Origin of the sequence: Leisingera sp. ANG-M7, from assembly GCF_000813965.1 — a bacterium.
Taxonomy (GTDB): domain Bacteria; phylum Pseudomonadota; class Alphaproteobacteria; order Rhodobacterales; family Rhodobacteraceae; genus Leisingera.
In genome coordinates this window covers 209,692-225,719 of sequence record NZ_JWLI01000001.1, presented here as the reverse complement: position 1 = coordinate 225,719, position 16,028 = coordinate 209,692, and the positions used below count along the sequence as shown (strand labels likewise).

The window sequence follows — 16,028 nt, the reverse complement described above, 5'->3', positions numbered from 1 at the left end:
AGGAGCAAGGCTGGGAAATGCTCAGATTTACCGTCACATGGAGAACGAAGTGCCGCAGCCGCAGCTGGAGGTGGCGTTGGGGTTCTCGATGGTGAAGCGCGCGCCGATCAATTCCTCGGTGAAATCAATCACCGCGTTTTCCAGAAACGGCAGGGAGACGCTGTCGACAACCACTTTCTCGCCCTGGCCTTCGAGCACCAGGTCATCCTCCTTGGCCTCATCCAGCGCAATTTCGTACTGGAAGCCGGAGCAGCCGCCGCCCTCCACCGCGACCCGCAGCGCCTGGCCCTGGTCCGCGGCGCCGATCTCGGCCAGCCGGGCAAAGGCGCGGTCGGTGACTTTGGGGGGCAGGTTCATCAGCTTTCTCCACGGGCGTAGGTTGCAGCGCAAAGCTTTATATAGAAAGGTGCAATTCACGCGGCAAGATGTGGAGCCCCAGCTTTGGTTAAAAGATTTGAACTGCACGCACCTTATGCCACGATGCCGGACCGCAGCCGCGGGCGGCAGGTGCCGGAGGAGGAAAGCTCCTTCCGTTCGCCGTACCAGCGCGACCGCGACCGCATCATTCATGCCAGTGCCTTCCGGCGGCTGAAGCACAAGACGCAAGTTTTTGTGGAGCACGAGGGCGACAATTACCGCACCCGGCTGACCCATTCCATCGAGGTCGGGCAGGTGGGCCGCACCATCGCCGGTGCCCTGGGTTTGAACCAGGAGCTGACCGAGGCGGTGGCGCTGGCGCATGATCTGGGCCACACGCCGTTCGGCCACACCGGCGAGGACGCGCTGCATGCGCTGATGGCACCTTATGGCGGCTTTGACCACAATGCCCAGGCGATCCGCATCGTGACCTGCCTGGAGCGCCACTACGCCGAGTTCGACGGCCTGAACCTCACTTGGGAAACCCTTGAAGCGATTGCCAAACACAATGGCCCGGTGGTGGGAGAACTGCCCTGGGCCTTGGCGGAATGCAATGCGGCCATCGACCTGGAACTGCACACCCACGCCAGCGCCGAAGCACAGGTGGCGGCGCTGTCCGATGACATCGCTTATAACAACCACGATCTGCATGATGCGCTGCGGGCCGGGCTGTTCGGCGACGATGATCTGGCGCGGCTGCCGCTGTTGGATCAGGCCTATGGCGAGGTGGACCGGCTCTATCCCGGCCTCGACCCGAACCGCCGCCGGCATGAAGCGCTGCGGCGGTTTTTCGGGGTGATGGTGGGGGATGTGATTTCCACCGCCCGGACCCTGCTGGCGGAGACCGGGGTGCAAAGCGTCGAGGAAGTGCGGGCGCTGGATCACCCGGTGGTGCAGTTCTCGCCCGAGATCTGGGAGGGGCTGAAGGAAATCCGCGCCTTCCTGTTCACCCGCATGTACCGGGCGCCCTCGGTGATGGAGAAGCGCGCCAAGGTGGCCAAGGTGGTGGAGGCGCTGTTTCCCTATTTCCTGGACAATCCGCAGGACATGCCGGAGCGCTGGCACGCCGAGATCGCGGCGGCACAGGGCCGCACCGCGCTGGCGCGGATCGTGTCCGACTATATCGCCGGCATGACCGACCGCTTTGCCCTGCAGCTGCATGAGCGGCTGGTCGGGGTGAAGGTCGAGGTCTAGAGGCTTCCGTGGGCTGCCGTATCTGCTGTCTTTCTGTCTGCGCGTGTCCTGCCTGGCTGCCTGTCAGAGGACGGTGAATGATGGCGGCGGCGCCAACGGGGGCGGAGGGTAGGGCCGGAACGCCTGCGCGCCCCGGGTCCGGTCAAAAGCTTTATCGTTCGGACATCCCTGCACCTTTTGGGGAGGTGGTCTTGGGGGTCCTGGTCTCCTGTTCGCACGGGGTGCCAGACCCGTGCCAAATGCTGCAGCGGAAATGACAATCGCAGATCCGGGTTAAGGCCGCGCAAGCGGGGCGTGCGCTGCGGCGGGCCTTTGCGCAACACGCTGCGGCGGCTTGTTTGATAGCGAGTGTTCCTGTAATGTTCTCATCAAATTCAATTGAACAGAAGGATTGCCGGAATGATTGAGGGAAGCTGCTGCTGCGGCGCGGTCAGGTTTGAACTGCTGGCGCAACCCGGCTTAATGGGCACTTGCCATTGCTCCCGCTGCCGCAAGGCCGGGGCCAGCACCATCGTGTTTGTGAAGAAGGGCGATCTGCGCTGGATTGCGGGCAAGCAGGAGGTGGCGCTGTATCAGCCTGCGCCGCCCTATAAGTACGGGCGCTGCTTCTGCCGGATCTGCGGCAGCTCGCTGGGGGAGATCCTGTCGGAGGAGGAGAGCTTCCCGATTGCTGCAAATGCGCTGGACGGGGTGCTGCAGGCGGCAAACAGCTTTCATGAGTTCGTGGGTGAGAAACCCGGCTGGTATGAAATCTGCGACGGGGCAAAGCAGTCGCAGGGGCATCCGGCCTAGGCATGGCAGCGCAGGGCGGGCGGACTGCCCGTCTTGCGTGCCATGCGGTTTCCCAAATTGGCCGTAAGCCGTGTTATGATCTGGCCCTATGATGCTGCAGGGCATCGGCGTTATCCGCGAGAGGAGGCCTAACGAGGGGAAAGCCATGGCACGCTGGACCGTCACATTCACGGACAAGCCCGAAATGGACCGGGTGCGCAGCGACAAGAAGCGGCGCGAGGCGCATATCGCCTTTGTGCGTGCGCGGCCGGAGCTGCAGATCGGCGGCGCGCTGGCGATGCGGCCGATGCAGGACTTTCCCGGTGCGATCTGGAATGTGGAGGCCGAGACCCGCCAGGATGTGGAGCGGCTGATTCTGCAGGATCCGTATTACGTGGCTTCCTTGCGCACTTACAAGATTACCGAATGGGGCACCGCCTCCGCCATCCAGGGGATGTTTTCATGACCGCCGCAATTGAAGCCCGCAAATCCGCACCTGCACTGACCCGCTGGGCGGTGATGTTCCGCGATGCGCCTGCGATGATGGATATCCGCGCCGATAAAGCCCGGCGCGATGCCCATGTGGCCTATGTCGAGGATCACCCGGAACTGCGCATCGGCGGCGGGCTGAAACCGGACACGGATGGCGATTTCTGCGGTGCGCTGTGGATTGTCGAGGCCGAGGACCGGATCGAGGTGGAGCATCTGATCCATGGCGACCCGTTCTACGTGCCCGCCTTCCGCTCCTACGAGATCTTCACCTGGGGCAAGATCCTGGAAGACCGCACCGCGGTTCTTTGAGCTGCCTGAACGGTGAAGAGTCCACAGAAGTGTTGACCCTCTGGCTAGGCATGATAAGCCGCAAAGCCGAACCATTGGGACGCCAGATATGAACCTCTTTACCGATATCCGCACGCTTGTGATTGACAGCCTGACCGCCATGACAGGCGAAGGCGCGCTGCCCGAGGGGCTCGACTTTGCCAATGTGGCGGTGGAGCCGCCGCGCGATGCCGCCCATGGCGACATGGCGACAAATGCGGCGATGGTGCTGGCCAAGCCCGCCAAAATGAAGCCGCGCGACATTGCCGAGGCGCTGGCGGCCAAGCTGGCCGCGGACGGGCGGATCACCAGCGCTGAGGTTGCAGGCCCCGGCTTCCTGAACCTGCGGCTGGCGCCTGGCATCTGGCAGGGCGTTCTGAAATCGGTCCTGGACGCAGGCACGGATTTCGGCCGCTCGGACATGGGCGCGGACAAGCGCGTGAACGTCGAATATGTCTCTGCCAACCCGACAGGGCCGCTGCATGTGGGCCACACCCGCGGCGCGGTGTTCGGCGATGCGCTGGCGGCACTGCTGGCCTATGCCGGCTATGACGTCACCCGCGAGTATTACATCAACGACGGCGGCGGCCAGGTGGATGTGCTGGCGCGTTCTGTCTACCTGCGCTACCTGGAGGCGCACGGGCAGGAGGTGGCCTTTGCCGATGGCACCTATCCGGGCGACTACCTGGTCCCCGTCGGGCAGGCGCTGAAGGACAAGGTTGGCGATGCCTATGTCGGCAAGGGCGAGGACGTCTGGCTGGCCGAGGTGCGTGAGTTCTCCACCGACGCGATGATGGAGCTGATCCGCGAGGATCTGGCCCAGCTCGGCATCAAAATGGACAAGTTCTACTCCGAGAAATCGCTCTATGGCACCGGCAAGATCGAGGCGGCACTGGCCAGCCTGGAATCCAAGGGGCTGATTTATCAGGGCGTGCTGGAGCCGCCGAAGGGCAAAAAGCCCGACGATTGGGAGCCGCGCGAGCAGACCCTGTTCAAATCCACCGATCACGGCGACGACGTGGATCGGGCGGTGAAGAAATCCGACGGTTCCTGGACCTATTTCGCGCCCGATATCGCCTATCACTACGACAAGGTGGAGCGCGGCTTTGACGAGCTGATCGACATTTTCGGCGCCGACCACGGCGGTTACGTCAAACGCATGAAGGCAGCGGTTTCGGCGCTCTCCGACGGCAAGGTGCCGCTGGATATCAAGCTGTGCCAGTTGGTGAAGCTGTTCAAGGACGGCCAGGAATTCAAGATGTCCAAGCGGGCAGGGACCTTTGTCACCCTGCGCGATGTGGTTGATGCTGTCGGCGCGGACGTGACCCGCTTCATGCTGCTGACACGCAAGAACGACCAGGGCTTCGACTTCGACCTCGACAAGGCGCTGGAGCAGTCCAAGGACAACCCGGTGTTCTACGTGCAATACGCCAACGCGCGGATCTGCTCGACCCTGCGCAAGGCAGAGGAGCAGGGGATTGCCGCGGATGACGCCGCCCTGAATGCTGCCGACCTGAGCCTGATCGCCGATCCGGCGCAGCTGGCTGTGGCCAAGAAGCTGGCCGAATGGCCGCGCCAGGTGGAAATCGCCGCCCGCACCCATGAGCCGCACCGGGTGGCATTCTATCTCTACGATCTCGCGTCTGAGCTGCACGGGCTGTACCACCTCGGCAAATCGAACGAAGGTTTACGATTTGTTAATGAAAGCAGCCAATCGGCAACACATGCGAATTTGGCGCTGGCGCGGGCCGTTTCCGTTGTCATTTCCGCAGGTCTTGGTATTCTTGGCGTGAAACCGGCAGAAGAGATGCGATAACCAAAGGGGCCTGTCCCCTGAGGGAATAAATCACACATTCCGCCGGACTGAGGCAGTTCAAGAGACTTGGGTCGCAGCACCACCTTAGGTGCTGCCGAACCGGGCAGTGAGGCGGACAATGGCGTATTTTGCGCAGGCGGGCCAGGGCCACGCCTATTCACAGGGCGATGTTCAGGAGCAGAACACCGCAACTGGCGGCTCATACGGGCAGCAGTACACCGATCAGACCTATGCGGCGCAGCCGTATGCCGGCCAGCAGTACTCCGGGCCCGGGGCAGAGCCGGGTTACGGCTATGAAGACCCGGCCTATGGCTATCAGCCAGAGGGGCAGGGCTACGGCGCGGATGCGTATGCGGCCTATGCCGCGGCGCCGGCGGGGCTGCGGGCGCGGTTTTCCAAATCGTTGAGCATCCTGGGCGCGGTGGCCTCCATCGCGCTGGTCGCAGGTGTCGGCTTCTGGGGCTACAAGCTGGTGATGCGCGACGTCAGCGGTGTGCCGGTGGTGCGTGCCGCCGAAGGCCCGATGCGCGAGCAGCCCGAAAACCCGGGCGGCAGCCAGGCCGACCATCAGGGGCTGGCGGTGAACGCGGTGGCGGCCAGCGGCAGCGCCGAGGCGCCCGCGGACCGGCTCACCCTGGCGCCCGCTGCCATTGAGCTGACAGAAGATGACAAGCCGCTGCCGGAACTGGCAGCCGAAGCCGCGCCGGCAGCGGAATTGCCTGCTGTCCCGGCTGAGCCTGAGATTCCTTCTGCCCCTGGTGCCTCAACCAATGTCAGCGATGAAGCGGTGGCCTCCTTCCAGAACGGTGACATTGATGCGCTGGTGGCGGAGCTTGCGCGCGAAGCCGAGGATGTTTCCGCTGCGGTTCCCGCCTCGGCAGCAGCTCCGGCGATCGTGCAGCCGGAACCGCTGCAGCCGGCACTGGCTGCAGCCGCAGCTTCTCCGGCGGTGCTGAATGCGCCCGGCGTCAAGGTCTCGCTGCGGCCCTCGGCCCGCCCCGCACGGTTCAGCTCCGCTCCGGCCGCAGCCGCACCGGCAGCGCGTGCCGGAACCGTCGATGTGGACCCTGCAACCCTTGCCGCCGGCACCCGCCTGGCGCAGCTGGGCGCCTATGAAAGCCCGGAAGTTGCGCGCGCGGAATGGAACCGTATCAGCGCCCGCTTCCCGGAGTATCTGGACACCAAGCAGCGGGTGATTCAGCGTGCCGAAAGCGGCGGTCGGACGTTCTACCGCTTGCGGGCGATGGGGTTTGACGGGCTGTCGGATGCGCGCCGGTTCTGCTCGGCGCTGGTGGCAGGGAACGCGGATTGTATTCCGGTAACCACCCGGTAATGATGTAAGTGAAATACTTCTACTGCCTGGCAGTTCCGGGCGACGCCCGCCGGTACCTCCCCGGCGGGTCGTCGGCATCCTGAAACAGGTGCTTTTGTTTCTAGGAGGAAGCGCAGGGGGCACTCATGACCTACGGAGCTACGATCCTTGACGCTGAAGGCCTGCGGCTGACAGCAGACGAAAAGGCGTTCTTCCGCGATGCTGATCCGTTTGGCTTCATCCTGTTTGCCCGCAATCTGGAAGACGTCGAGCAGATCCAGGCCCTGTGCAGTGACTTCCGCGAGGCGGTGGGCCGCAATTGCCCCATCACCATCGACCAGGAGGGCGGCCGGGTACAGCGGCTGCGCAAACCCTTGGCGCGCAACTGGCATCCGCCGCTGCAGCATGTGCAGCTGGCCGGCGAGGATGCCGTCCGGGCGATGTATCTGCGCTACCGGCTGATTGCGCATGAGCTGCACACGCTGGGCATCGACAGCAATTGCGCGCCAATCGCTGACATCGCCTATGCGGAGACCCACGAATTCCTGCGCAACCGCTGCTATGGCACCAGCGCTGCAACCGTGGCGCGGATTGCCCGCACGGTGGCCACCGCGCATCTGGATGGCGGCGTGCTGCCGGTGCTGAAGCACATTCCCGGCCACGGCCGCGCCACCGCCGACAGCCACCTGGACCTGCCGCATGTGGCCAGCCACCCGGAAATGCTGGAGGAAAACGACTTCGCAGCCTTCGCAGCGCTTAGCGACCTGCCGCTGGGGATGACCGCGCATCTGGTCTATGAGGCTTATGACGACCGGCCCGCCACCACCTCGCCGGTGATGATGCGGCTCATTCGGGAACGCATCGGCTTTGACGGGCTGATCATGACCGACGACATCTCGATGAAGGCGCTGCAGGGATCGCTGGCCGGCAACGCCCGCGCCTCGATCGAGGCAGGCTGCGATGTGGTCCTGCTGTGCAATGCCCCGCTGGAGGAGCGGATCGCCGTGGCTGAGGCCGCAGGCACCATGAGCGAGGCGGCACAGACCCGCGCAGAGCGCGCGCTGGAGGCCCGCCGCGCGCCTGTTGCCCTTGACATTATGAGCGCTGAAAGAGAACTTGCCGCCCTCATGGGCGGGCAGGTGTATGGCTGAGCAGACACTTTTTTCAGAAGCGGACACGAGCGTAGAGGAACGGCTGGCGGCCGAAGCCCTGATCGTGGACGTGGACGGGTTCGAAGGCCCGCTGGACCTTCTGCTGACGCTGTCGCGTACCCAGAAGGTGGACCTGCGCCGGATCTCGGTGCTGGAGCTGGCAAAGCAGTATCTGGCCTTTGTCGAGAAGGCCAAGGAACTGCGGATCGAACTGGCGGCCGACTATCTGGTGATGGCGGCCTGGCTGGCGTTCCTGAAATCCCGCCTGCTTTTGCCCCCGGACCCGGAGGAAGAGGGGCCGTCGGGCGAAGAACTGGCGGCGCACCTGGCGTTCCAGCTCGAACGTCTGCAGGCAATGCGCGACGCCGCCGCGCGGCTGATGGCCCGCGACCGGCTGGGCCGCGACTTCTTTGCCCGCGGCGAGGAAGAGAGCGTCGCCCGCATCAAGACCGTCACCTATACCGCCAACCTCTTGGATCTGATGCAGGCCTACGCCCGCATCCGCACCAAGGAGGATTTCCGCCCCTTCGTGATGGACCGCGACTCGGTCTTCACCATGGAGGAGGCGCTGGACCGGATGCGCCATTTGCTGGGCTTCACCGGCGACTGGACCGACCTGATCAGCTATCTGCCCGACGGCTGGCACAGCGATCCCGTGAAGCGGCGCTCTGCCACCGCGGCGACCTTTGCCGCCTCGCTGCAGCTGGTCAAGGAAGGCAAGGCCGAGCTGCGCCAGAGCGAAACATTTGCGCCCATTCAGCTGCGCAGCCTCGACGAGGATACCTGATGGAAGATCAGATCATGGATGCGGCCAGCAGCTCTGGCCGGACCGAGAACGACACCCTGTTTGATGCGCCGCCGATGGCAGAGCAGGAGCGGATGGTCGAGGCGGTGCTGTTCGCCAGCGCCGAGCCTGTTACTTTACGCGACCTTGAGGGCCGCATGCCGCCCGGCTGCAACCCGCGCGAGGCGCTGGAGCATCTGCGCAAACGCTATGAGGGCCGCGGGGTGCGCGTCGTGCGTCTGGGCGATGCCTGGGCGATCCGCACGGCGCCGGATCTGGGCTTCTTGATGCAAAAGGAAACCACCGAGCTGCGCAAGCTGAGCCGTGCCGCCATCGAGACCCTGGCGATTGTCGCCTATCACCAGCCGGTGACACGGGCGGAGATCGAGGAAATCCGCGGCGTCTCGGTGTCGCGCGGCACCATCGACCAGCTGATGGAGATGGACTGGATCCGCCTGGGCCGCCGCCGGATGACGCCGGGCCGCCCGGTGACCTTTGTGGTGACGCCGGACTTCCTGGATCACTTCGGCCTCGAAAGCGCCCGCGACCTGCCGGGGCTCAAGGAGCTGCGCGCCGCGGGCCTCCTGGAGAACCGCCCGCCGCCGGGCAGCCTGCCGCTGGGGCAGGGCAGCGACGAGGACGACGAGGCAGAAGAACAGGCGGAACTGTTCGAGGAGTAACGCCTGCGCGTCCCGGAACGCCCGGAAATTGCCGCATTGGTTTTCTAAGATGCCCGTAGGGCTAGGCAGAGGACTGAAGCCATGAACGCGAACTGGATCATCCGCATGGTGCTGCGCCGCCTGATCGGGCGCGCCGTCAATGCCGGGCTGCGCCATGCCGCGCAGCAGGGCGCGAAGCGTATGGGCAAGAGCAAGGGGCCGGCACCGGGATTCGGACCTGGCCCCAGCCCGCAGCTCAAATTCCGCAATGCAAGGTCACGCATTCCCAAGGTCAAGTAGCAGAACCGGCGTGCAGTGCGCCGGGCTTGTGCCGGAGGCTAAGCGCCTCAGCCGCGCCGCTGAGCGCCAGCAGCGCGGACAGCATCAGGCAGCCTGCGAGGCCCCAGGCAGTGAACAGCAGACCGCCGGCAAAGGGCGCCGCAAAGACGCAGAGATAGGTGACGGTGCTGTAAAGCCCCATGATCGCGCCGCGCTGCGCAGGCTCCAGCGCCGTAAGGCGCGCCACCAGCAGGTTGAGGGCAAGATGCTGGAACATGCCCCAGACCAGGGCCGCCCCCAACAGCAGCAGGTATTGCGGTGCCACCGCCATCATCAGCAGGTAGCTGGCTGTGACCACCAGCAGCACCGGCGCAGTGGCGCGGGCCAGTCCCAGCCGGTCCAGCAGCGGATCCAGCAGCACGGCGAGGCCAAAGCCGATGCCGTAGAACAGCGGCAACAGGCCCGCCTGCGTGGTGCTGAGGCCAAGCGCTTGGGTGATATGGGCACCGGTAAAGAAATAGCTGCTGTAAAACCCCATCATCAGCAGCCCGGTTGCCAGCAGGCCGCGGAAAATCCCTGGCACCCGCAGCGCCGTCAGCGGCGAGGTGGCCTGGCCGCTGGGGCTGCCCGCAGCACGCATTTGGGCCGAAGCGCCCCACAGCAGCAGCGCCACACCCGCCAGCGTGCCATAGACCGCGCGCCAGCCCGCGAGATCAGTGGCCCAGGCGCTGACGCTGACACCCAGCACCATCGACACCGTCCAGCCCGCCAGCACATAGCCCAGAACCCGCGCCTCGCGCCCCTTGGGCGCAATCACCATCGCCAGCGTGTAGATTGAGGGCAGGGCTGCCCCGGCCGCCAGCCCGCAGACAGCCTGTGCCGCCATCAGCCACCAGGCATCCGGCGCTGCAGCACTTGCGCCCAGCCCGGCGCCCAGCAGCAAGAGCGCCGCGCGCATTAGCCGCCCGGCGCCGATCCGGTCCCCCAGCGGTGCCAGCAGCAGCGCCGCCGCTGCAACCCCCAGCCCATAGGCGCTGGCGGCCCGCATCACCTCTGCGGTGGTGGCATTCAGCGTCTGGCTGACCGCCGTCACCACTGGCGACAGCAGCAGGGAGTTCGCGCCAATCACGCCAATGGCGCTCATCAGGATCAGAATTGGGGTTCGCATGGGTTTACCTTGAAGAATGTTCAGGTATCCTTGCTAAATGCTGAATGAGGTTCTGTGAAGGGCGGGCGGAAATGGTCAGGGAAAAAACAGATGAGGTTCGGAGGAACGGCGGCGCTGCCCGTGTTCTCGACGCTTTGGACCGAAAAATATTAGGCGCGCTGAGCGTCGATGCGACCCTGTCCTATGCCGCCATAGGGCAGGAGGTGGGCCTCTCGGCGCCCGCGGTTCATGAGCGGGTGAAGCGGCTCAGGGCCTCTGGCGCGATCCGGGCGACGGTGGCGCAGCTGGACGGGCCTGCGGTGGGCAAGCCGATGCTGGCCTTCATCCATGTGGACACGGTCGGCTGGGGCAAGACGGCAGAACTTTTGTCACTGGAGGCCTGGCCGGAGGTGGAGGAGATCCACACCGCCACCGGCGACACCTGTCTGATCCTCAAGGTTCGAGTCGCCTCACCCCATGCTCTGGAGGGGCTGCTGGCCCGCATCTACGACGTCGAAGGGGTGCGCGGCACCCGCACCTACATGACGCTCTCCACTCATCTGGAGCGCACTGTGCAGGCCGGCGTCAGCGCGGAACTGGAGGAGGAACTGTATATCAAGCGTTGAGGGCGCGGATGCCGCGGCCCGGCGGTGCCGCCGGGCGAACGGGGTCAAGCAGGCGTCTTGAAATGCTTCGACAGCTTCAGCCCCTGGCCCTGGTAGTTCGAGGCAATGCCAGCACCATAAAGCTGCTCCGGCACCTCGGCCATCTTCTCATAGACGAGGCGGCCGACCACTTGGCCGTGCTCCAGCACAAAGGGTGCCTCGTGGCAGCGCACTTCCAGCACCCCGCGCGAGCCGGTGCCGCCGGCCGCGTCATGGCCGAAACCGGGGTCGAAGAAACCGGCGTAATGCACCCGGAATTCACCGACCATCGCCAGATAGGGGGCCATCTCCGCCGCATAGGCGGGCGGGATATGCACCGCCTCGCGACTCACCAGAATATAAAACGCGCCGGGGTCCAGGATGATGCGGCCATCCTTGGTGCGGACCTCTTCCCAGTATTCCTGCGGGTCGTATTCGCCGATTCGGTCCAGGTCGATGACGCCGGTGTGGGGCTTGGCGCGGTAGCCGACCAGATCGGTGCTGGGCAGCTTCAGGTCGACGGAAAAACCCAGCCCATCCTCGATCACTGCCTCGCCATCCACCAGCGGGCTTCCGGCGTGCAGCATCTTCAGTTCGGCATCACTTAGGACCGCCTGGCCGGTGCGGAAACGGATCTGATTGAGGCGCATGCCAGGGCGCACCAGCACCGAGAAGGAGCGGGGGCAGATCTCCGCATAAAGCGGCCCGGTGTAGCCGGGCTTGATGCGGTCAAACTCCTCGCCGCCGTCGGTGATGGTGCGGGTCAGGAGGTCCAGACGCCCGGTGGAGCTTTTGGCATTGGCGACGGCAGAAACATCCTGCGGCAGCGCCAGCCCTTCCATCAGCGGCACCACATAGACGCAACCCTTTTCCAGAACAGCGCCATTGCTCAGGTCGATCCGGTGCATCTCAAACTCGGTCAGCCGGTCGGAAACGCTGCGGCCTTGACCGGCCAGAAAAGACGCCCGCACCCGGTAGGCCACGTTGCCCAGGCGCAAATCAAGGCTGGCGGGCTGCACCTGGCCCTCCACCAGCGGCGTGCTGACGGTGATCTCCCCGCGCTCCAGCATTGTTTCGATGGTCTGGCTGGGCAATACGCCTGTCATGTCCTGTCCCCCTCCGCGCCGGCTTTGCGGCGATGCTGGCCCAAACGGGGCCGGTTCGCAATCCCAGTTCGCAACCGGCAACGCCTTGCGCTGGATACGAAAACGCCCGGGTGCGTGAACACCCGGGCGTTTTTCATATGGTCGGGCTAGCAGGACTCGAACCTGCGACCTTCCGTCCCCCAGACGGACGCGCTACCAGGCTGCGCCATAGCCCGTTGCAAAGCCTTCTAACCGTTTTGGCGGCAGGGGCAAGAGGGGGCGGCAAGATTTTTTGCCGCCCCGCAAAGAAATTCAGCAGGCAGAAGCAGTTGCCGGGGCAGGCCCGGAAATCAGGTGATTTCCGGCGTGCCGGCTTCAGGACCTGTCCTGAACAAGCGTGCGCAGCTCTTCGGCGCAGGCGGCAATTGCCGCCAGCGACTGCGGCGGCAGGCTGCGGGTTTCTGCCAGCAGCGCCAGAATGCCGGGCTGAATTGGGGCCGGGGCAGCCGAAGACTCTTCGCTGAGCGTTTCTGCCGGCTCTTCAGCGGCATGCTCCAGCGCAGGCTCTGCTGCCGGTTCGGCTGGCTCATCCGGCATTTCCCCGGGCACAATGTCCGGCTGGGCGGATGGCTCCTCCACGGCAGCCGTTTGCACGTCCGGTTCGTCCTCAAGTGCTGTGTCCGGATGGGCTGCCTCCCCGGCGCCGTCACCATCGCCACCGTTGAAACCAGCAGCAAACTCCAGCGCATCCACCTGGCGGGCAGCTTCGTCCAAGTCGTGCGGCGGGAAGGCTGAGGCTGGGTCGGAGAGGGGGGATTCCTCCGGCTCGGGCACCGGTTCTTCCGCGGCAAAGGCGAAATCCAGCGGCTCCTCCGGCTGCATCCCTGCGGCGGCAACCAGCGTGTCTTCCGCCGGGGCCGGTTCTGCCGGCGCCTCTTCCTCAGCAGGCTCTGCTGCAAGCGGCGTCTGCTCTTCTGCATCAGGACCGGCGGCAGAGGTAAGGTCCTCTTCCTCAAAATCCATGGCTGCGGCAGCGGGTTCCGGCGCAGGTTCGGCTTGCGGAGCAGGGTCCTGAATACCCTCTTCCGCGGGCAGCCTGGCGGTCAGAGGCATTTCTGCAGCGGTGAGATCCGGTTCCGGCTCCTCAGGTTCTTCCGGCTCTGACAGGTCATCCTGACCGGTCAGCGGCGTGATCTCTTCCAGCGGTGCGGACGGTGCCTCAGAGGCTGGCTCTGCAGTCGCTTCCAGGGCGGTTTCCTGAATTTCTTCCTGCAACAGATTCCCGGCCACAGGCGGCAGCTCGGCGGCGGCCGCGGCTGGCTCCTCTGCGGGGGCATCTTCGGAGTTCAGCTCTGGTTCCGGTAAGTGCTCCTGGCCTGTCAGCGGAGCAATATCCTCCAGCGGGGAGGGGGGAGCAACAGGGGCGGGTTCCGCTGCCGGTTCCGGCGCGGTTTCCGGAATGTCTTCAACAGGTTCAGCTGTTTCAGCTGTCTCGGTTGCTTCCGGTGCCGCTTCCTCCGCAGTGGCGGGCGCATCGGCAAAACCGGCCTGAGGCTCCTTAACCCGGTCGGCGGTTTCAGGCGCGGGGACAGGCTCCGCGACGTCCTCCATCAGCGGTGTACTGGTTTCCGGTTCTGTGGCGCTGTCATCCGCGAAAAGCTTTTGGGGCGCCTCGGCCGCGGGTCCGGCAACCTGCTCCTGGGCCGCTTCGTCACTAGGCGGAAGGTTTGTCTCGGCAGCTTCCGGCTCATGATCCCGCACTGCGTCTACGGCGGCAGGCTGTTCTGCGTCCTCAGCTTCGGGCTGTGCCTCCGGTTCAAGGGCAGAGGATGGCTGCGCTGCTTCCGGCGGATGCTCAACCGGCTGATCCGCAAACTGTGCTTCATCTTCGGCCTGCTCTTGGGCCTGACCGGCATCCTCACCTGCTGAGGCAGCGGGCTCTGCCGCAGGGGCGGGGGATGCCGATGCCGGGGCCGCCGGCGCGTTTCCGGACGGGGCGGTGCCGCCGCTTGCGGCGGGCGGTGCCAGGTCCATCTGCATCTGCGGGGCAGCGGCGGCTTCGGGCCTTGGGGTTGCCGGGGAAGGCGTAGAGAGGGAAGCAGGCGGCGGGGTGTCCGGCAGGGTAGGTTTCGGGAATCCCACGACATTGCTGTCTTCGGGGGTGGGCTGGGGCGCGACCTCCGCGCTCATCTCCAGCGATTCCTGCCAGTCATCACCCAGCTTGTCCGCGGGCGGTGGCGCCTCAACAACAGGCTCTTCCTCTCCGTCCAGTGGGTGCGACAGGCTGGCGACATGGGCCACGCCCTGTTCGCGCAACAGTGCCTGCACTTCCTTGATCGACAATCCGTCAACGTGCAGCAGTTTCCTGATCCCGCCCAGAAGCTGCATGTCCGCAGGCCGGTAATAGCGCCGCCCGCCGGCGCGCTTTACAGGTTTGACCTGGGTGAACTTGCTCTCCCAGAAGCGCAGAACATGCGCCTGCACGTCCAGCCATTCCGCAACTTCGCTGATGGTGCGGAAGGCGTCCGGTGATTTCGACATGACTTAATAGGTCCCGTTACTTACGGTTGCCGTCTGCCACGCGGTCTTTCATCAGGTGGGAGGGCCGGAAAGTCAGCACGCGGCGCGGCTGGATCGGCACTTCTTCGCCCGTCTTCGGGTTGCGCCCGACGCGGGCCGACTTGTCCCTTACGCTGAAGGTGCCGAACGAGGAAATCTTAACCTGTTCACCGCGCACCAGGGCATCCGACATATGCTGCAGCATGCTTTCCACCAGCTGCGCGCTTTCGTTGCGCGACAGGCCGACTTCCCGGAAAACAGCTTCACTCAAATCCATTCTTGTCAGTGTTTTTTCGCCCATACCAATCCCCGTTGTTTGCCAAAGCATAGGGCGGAGGGAATTTCCCTGTCAATATCAATGAATTGCACGGGGGTATTCGGGCGGAAATTAGAGCTGCGCGGTTACCAGCGCAACACAACAGCGCCCCAGGCCAGGCCGCCGCCGATGGCCTCAGTCACGATCAGATCGCCTTCCTTGATCTGGCCGCGGTCCTTGCCGACCGACAGGGCCAGCGGAATGGAGGCGGCGGAGGTATTGCCGTGATCCTGCACGGTAACCACCACGTTGTCCATGCTGAGGCCCATTTTCTTGGCCGTGCCCTGGATAATGCGGATGTTGGCCTGATGCGGCACGATCCAGTCGACATCCCCCGCAGACAGGCCTGCGCGGTCCAGCGCGGTATTAGCGGTGGAGGCGAGTTTTTCGACCGCGTGGCGGAACACCTGGTTGCCCTGCATCCGCAGGTGGCCGGTGGTATGGGTGGAGACGCCGCCGTCGACGTACAGCAGGTCCTTGTAGCGGCCATCGGAATTGAGGTCGGTGGCCAGGATGCCGCGGTCCTTGTTGGTGCCGGGCTGGTCCTGCGCTTCCAGCAGCAGCGCGCCGGCGCCGTCGCCGAACAGCACGCAGGTGGAGCGGTCGGTCCAGTCCATGATCCGGCTGAAGGTTTCCGCGCCGATCACCATCACACGGGATGCCTGGCCCGAAGCAATCAGGGCGCTGGCATTGGACAGCGCATAGACGAAGCCTGCGCAAACCGCCTGCACGTCAAAGGCAAAGCCCTTGGTCATGCCCAGTTTGGACTGCACCATCGTGGCGGCAGACGGGAAGGTGAGGTCGGGGGTGGATGTCGCGACAACAATGGCGTCCACATCATCCGCGGTCAGGCCCGCGTCCGCCAAAGCGCGTTCAGCTGCCCTGGCGGCCATATCCGATGTGGTCTCTCCCTCAGCGGCAAAATGGCGGCGTTCGATGCCGGAGCGGCTGCGGATCCATTCGTCCGTTGTGTCCAGCGTGGCTTCGAATTCCGCGTTTTCAACCACCCGTTCGGGGAGATAGTGTCCTGTGCCAACAACTACCGCGCGTCGCGTCATCCGTCTGCCTGCCTATT

Annotated in this window: 17 protein-coding genes and 1 tRNA gene; 11 read left to right on the top strand and 7 right to left on the bottom strand. The window is 64.8% G+C overall.

What is annotated here, in order from left to right:
* Window positions 1-33: 33 nt before the first annotated feature.
* Window positions 34-357 (bottom strand): HesB/IscA family protein, encoded by a 324-nt coding sequence (locus RA26_RS01120; protein ID WP_039178633.1) that lies wholly within the window; start codon window positions 355-357, stop codon window positions 34-36.
* Window positions 358-459: 102 nt separating this feature from the next.
* On the opposite strand from RA26_RS01120, the gene RA26_RS01115 reads away from it, so the two are divergent.
* The 10 genes from RA26_RS01115 (at window position 460) to RA26_RS01070 (ending at window position 9,223) form a co-directional block, all read left to right on the top strand.
* On the top strand, window positions 460-1,611 hold the full coding sequence (locus RA26_RS01115; protein ID WP_039179877.1) for a deoxyguanosinetriphosphate triphosphohydrolase: 1,152 nt from the start codon (window positions 460-462) through the stop codon (window positions 1,609-1,611).
* Between the two features lie 399 nt (window positions 1,612-2,010).
* Window positions 2,011-2,403 (top strand): GFA family protein, encoded by a 393-nt coding sequence (locus RA26_RS01110; protein WP_039178630.1) that lies wholly within the window; start codon window positions 2,011-2,013, stop codon window positions 2,401-2,403.
* 145 nt (window positions 2,404-2,548) lie between these two features.
* Window positions 2,549-2,848 carry a YciI family protein gene (locus RA26_RS01105; RefSeq protein WP_019296548.1) on the top strand — a complete coding sequence of 100 codons (300 nt, stop codon included), beginning with the start codon at window positions 2,549-2,551 and terminating at the stop codon, window positions 2,846-2,848.
* Window positions 2,845-3,183, top strand: a complete 339-nt coding sequence (locus RA26_RS01100; RefSeq protein ID WP_052272268.1) for a YciI family protein — start codon at window positions 2,845-2,847, stop codon at window positions 3,181-3,183. Before RA26_RS01105 ends, RA26_RS01100 begins: the two co-directional genes overlap by 4 nt.
* An 88-nt stretch (window positions 3,184-3,271) precedes the next feature.
* A complete protein-coding gene (gene argS / locus RA26_RS01095; RefSeq protein ID WP_039178627.1) occupies window positions 3,272-5,017 on the top strand; it encodes an arginine--tRNA ligase in 1,746 nt (581 codons plus the stop codon).
* A gap of 118 nt (window positions 5,018-5,135) precedes the next feature.
* On the top strand, window positions 5,136-6,350 hold the full coding sequence (locus RA26_RS01090; protein WP_039178625.1) for an SPOR domain-containing protein: 1,215 nt from the start codon (window positions 5,136-5,138) through the stop codon (window positions 6,348-6,350).
* Between the two features lie 125 nt (window positions 6,351-6,475).
* Entirely contained in the window at window positions 6,476-7,480 is a 1,005-nt protein-coding gene (nagZ, locus tag RA26_RS01085; protein WP_039178622.1) for a beta-N-acetylhexosaminidase, read from the top strand.
* On the top strand, window positions 7,473-8,267 hold the full coding sequence (locus RA26_RS01080) for a segregation and condensation protein A (protein WP_039178619.1): 795 nt from the start codon (window positions 7,473-7,475) through the stop codon (window positions 8,265-8,267). The genes nagZ and RA26_RS01080 overlap by 8 nt, the downstream gene beginning before the upstream one ends.
* Window positions 8,267-8,944, top strand: coding sequence for an SMC-Scp complex subunit ScpB (gene scpB, locus RA26_RS01075; RefSeq protein ID WP_193747570.1), 678 nt, complete (start codon window positions 8,267-8,269; stop codon window positions 8,942-8,944). Before RA26_RS01080 ends, scpB begins: the two co-directional genes overlap by 1 nt.
* Before the next feature lie 81 nt (window positions 8,945-9,025).
* Window positions 9,026-9,223 carry a hypothetical protein gene (locus tag RA26_RS01070; protein WP_039178616.1) on the top strand — a complete coding sequence of 66 codons (198 nt, stop codon included), beginning with the start codon at window positions 9,026-9,028 and terminating at the stop codon, window positions 9,221-9,223.
* Here RA26_RS01070 and RA26_RS01065 read toward each other — a convergent pair.
* Window positions 9,216-10,370 (bottom strand): MFS transporter, encoded by a 1,155-nt coding sequence (locus RA26_RS01065; protein ID WP_039178613.1) that lies wholly within the window; start codon window positions 10,368-10,370, stop codon window positions 9,216-9,218. The genes RA26_RS01070 and RA26_RS01065 overlap by 8 nt on opposite strands.
* Before the next feature lie 44 nt (window positions 10,371-10,414).
* Here RA26_RS01065 and RA26_RS01060 point away from each other — a divergent pair, with 44 nt between their 5' ends.
* Window positions 10,415-10,975: an Lrp/AsnC family transcriptional regulator gene (locus tag RA26_RS01060; protein WP_241482567.1), complete on the top strand. Its 561-nt coding sequence runs from the start codon at window positions 10,415-10,417 to the stop codon at window positions 10,973-10,975.
* 44 nt (window positions 10,976-11,019) lie between these two features.
* On the opposite strand, the gene RA26_RS01055 is transcribed toward RA26_RS01060, so the two are convergent.
* The 5 genes from RA26_RS01055 to RA26_RS01035 form a co-directional block, all read right to left on the bottom strand.
* Window positions 11,020-12,099, bottom strand: coding sequence for a 2'-deoxycytidine 5'-triphosphate deaminase (locus tag RA26_RS01055; RefSeq protein ID WP_039178611.1), 1,080 nt, complete (start codon window positions 12,097-12,099; stop codon window positions 11,020-11,022).
* Between the two features lie 138 nt (window positions 12,100-12,237).
* A tRNA-Pro gene (locus RA26_RS01050) sits at window positions 12,238-12,314 on the bottom strand.
* Between the two features lie 139 nt (window positions 12,315-12,453).
* The gene (locus RA26_RS23125) at window positions 12,454-14,619 is read right to left on the bottom strand and encodes a MerR family transcriptional regulator (protein ID WP_082015729.1); all 2,166 of its coding nucleotides are present in this window, start codon (window positions 14,617-14,619) and stop codon (window positions 12,454-12,456) included.
* Window positions 14,620-14,635: 16 nt separating this feature from the next.
* Window positions 14,636-14,938 (bottom strand): integration host factor subunit alpha, encoded by a 303-nt coding sequence (gene ihfA, locus RA26_RS01040; protein WP_008207184.1) that lies wholly within the window; start codon window positions 14,936-14,938, stop codon window positions 14,636-14,638.
* 101 nt (window positions 14,939-15,039) lie between these two features.
* Window positions 15,040-16,011 carry a beta-ketoacyl-ACP synthase III gene (locus RA26_RS01035; RefSeq protein ID WP_039178607.1) on the bottom strand — a complete coding sequence of 324 codons (972 nt, stop codon included), beginning with the start codon at window positions 16,009-16,011 and terminating at the stop codon, window positions 15,040-15,042.
* Window positions 16,012-16,028: the final 17 nt, after the last annotated feature.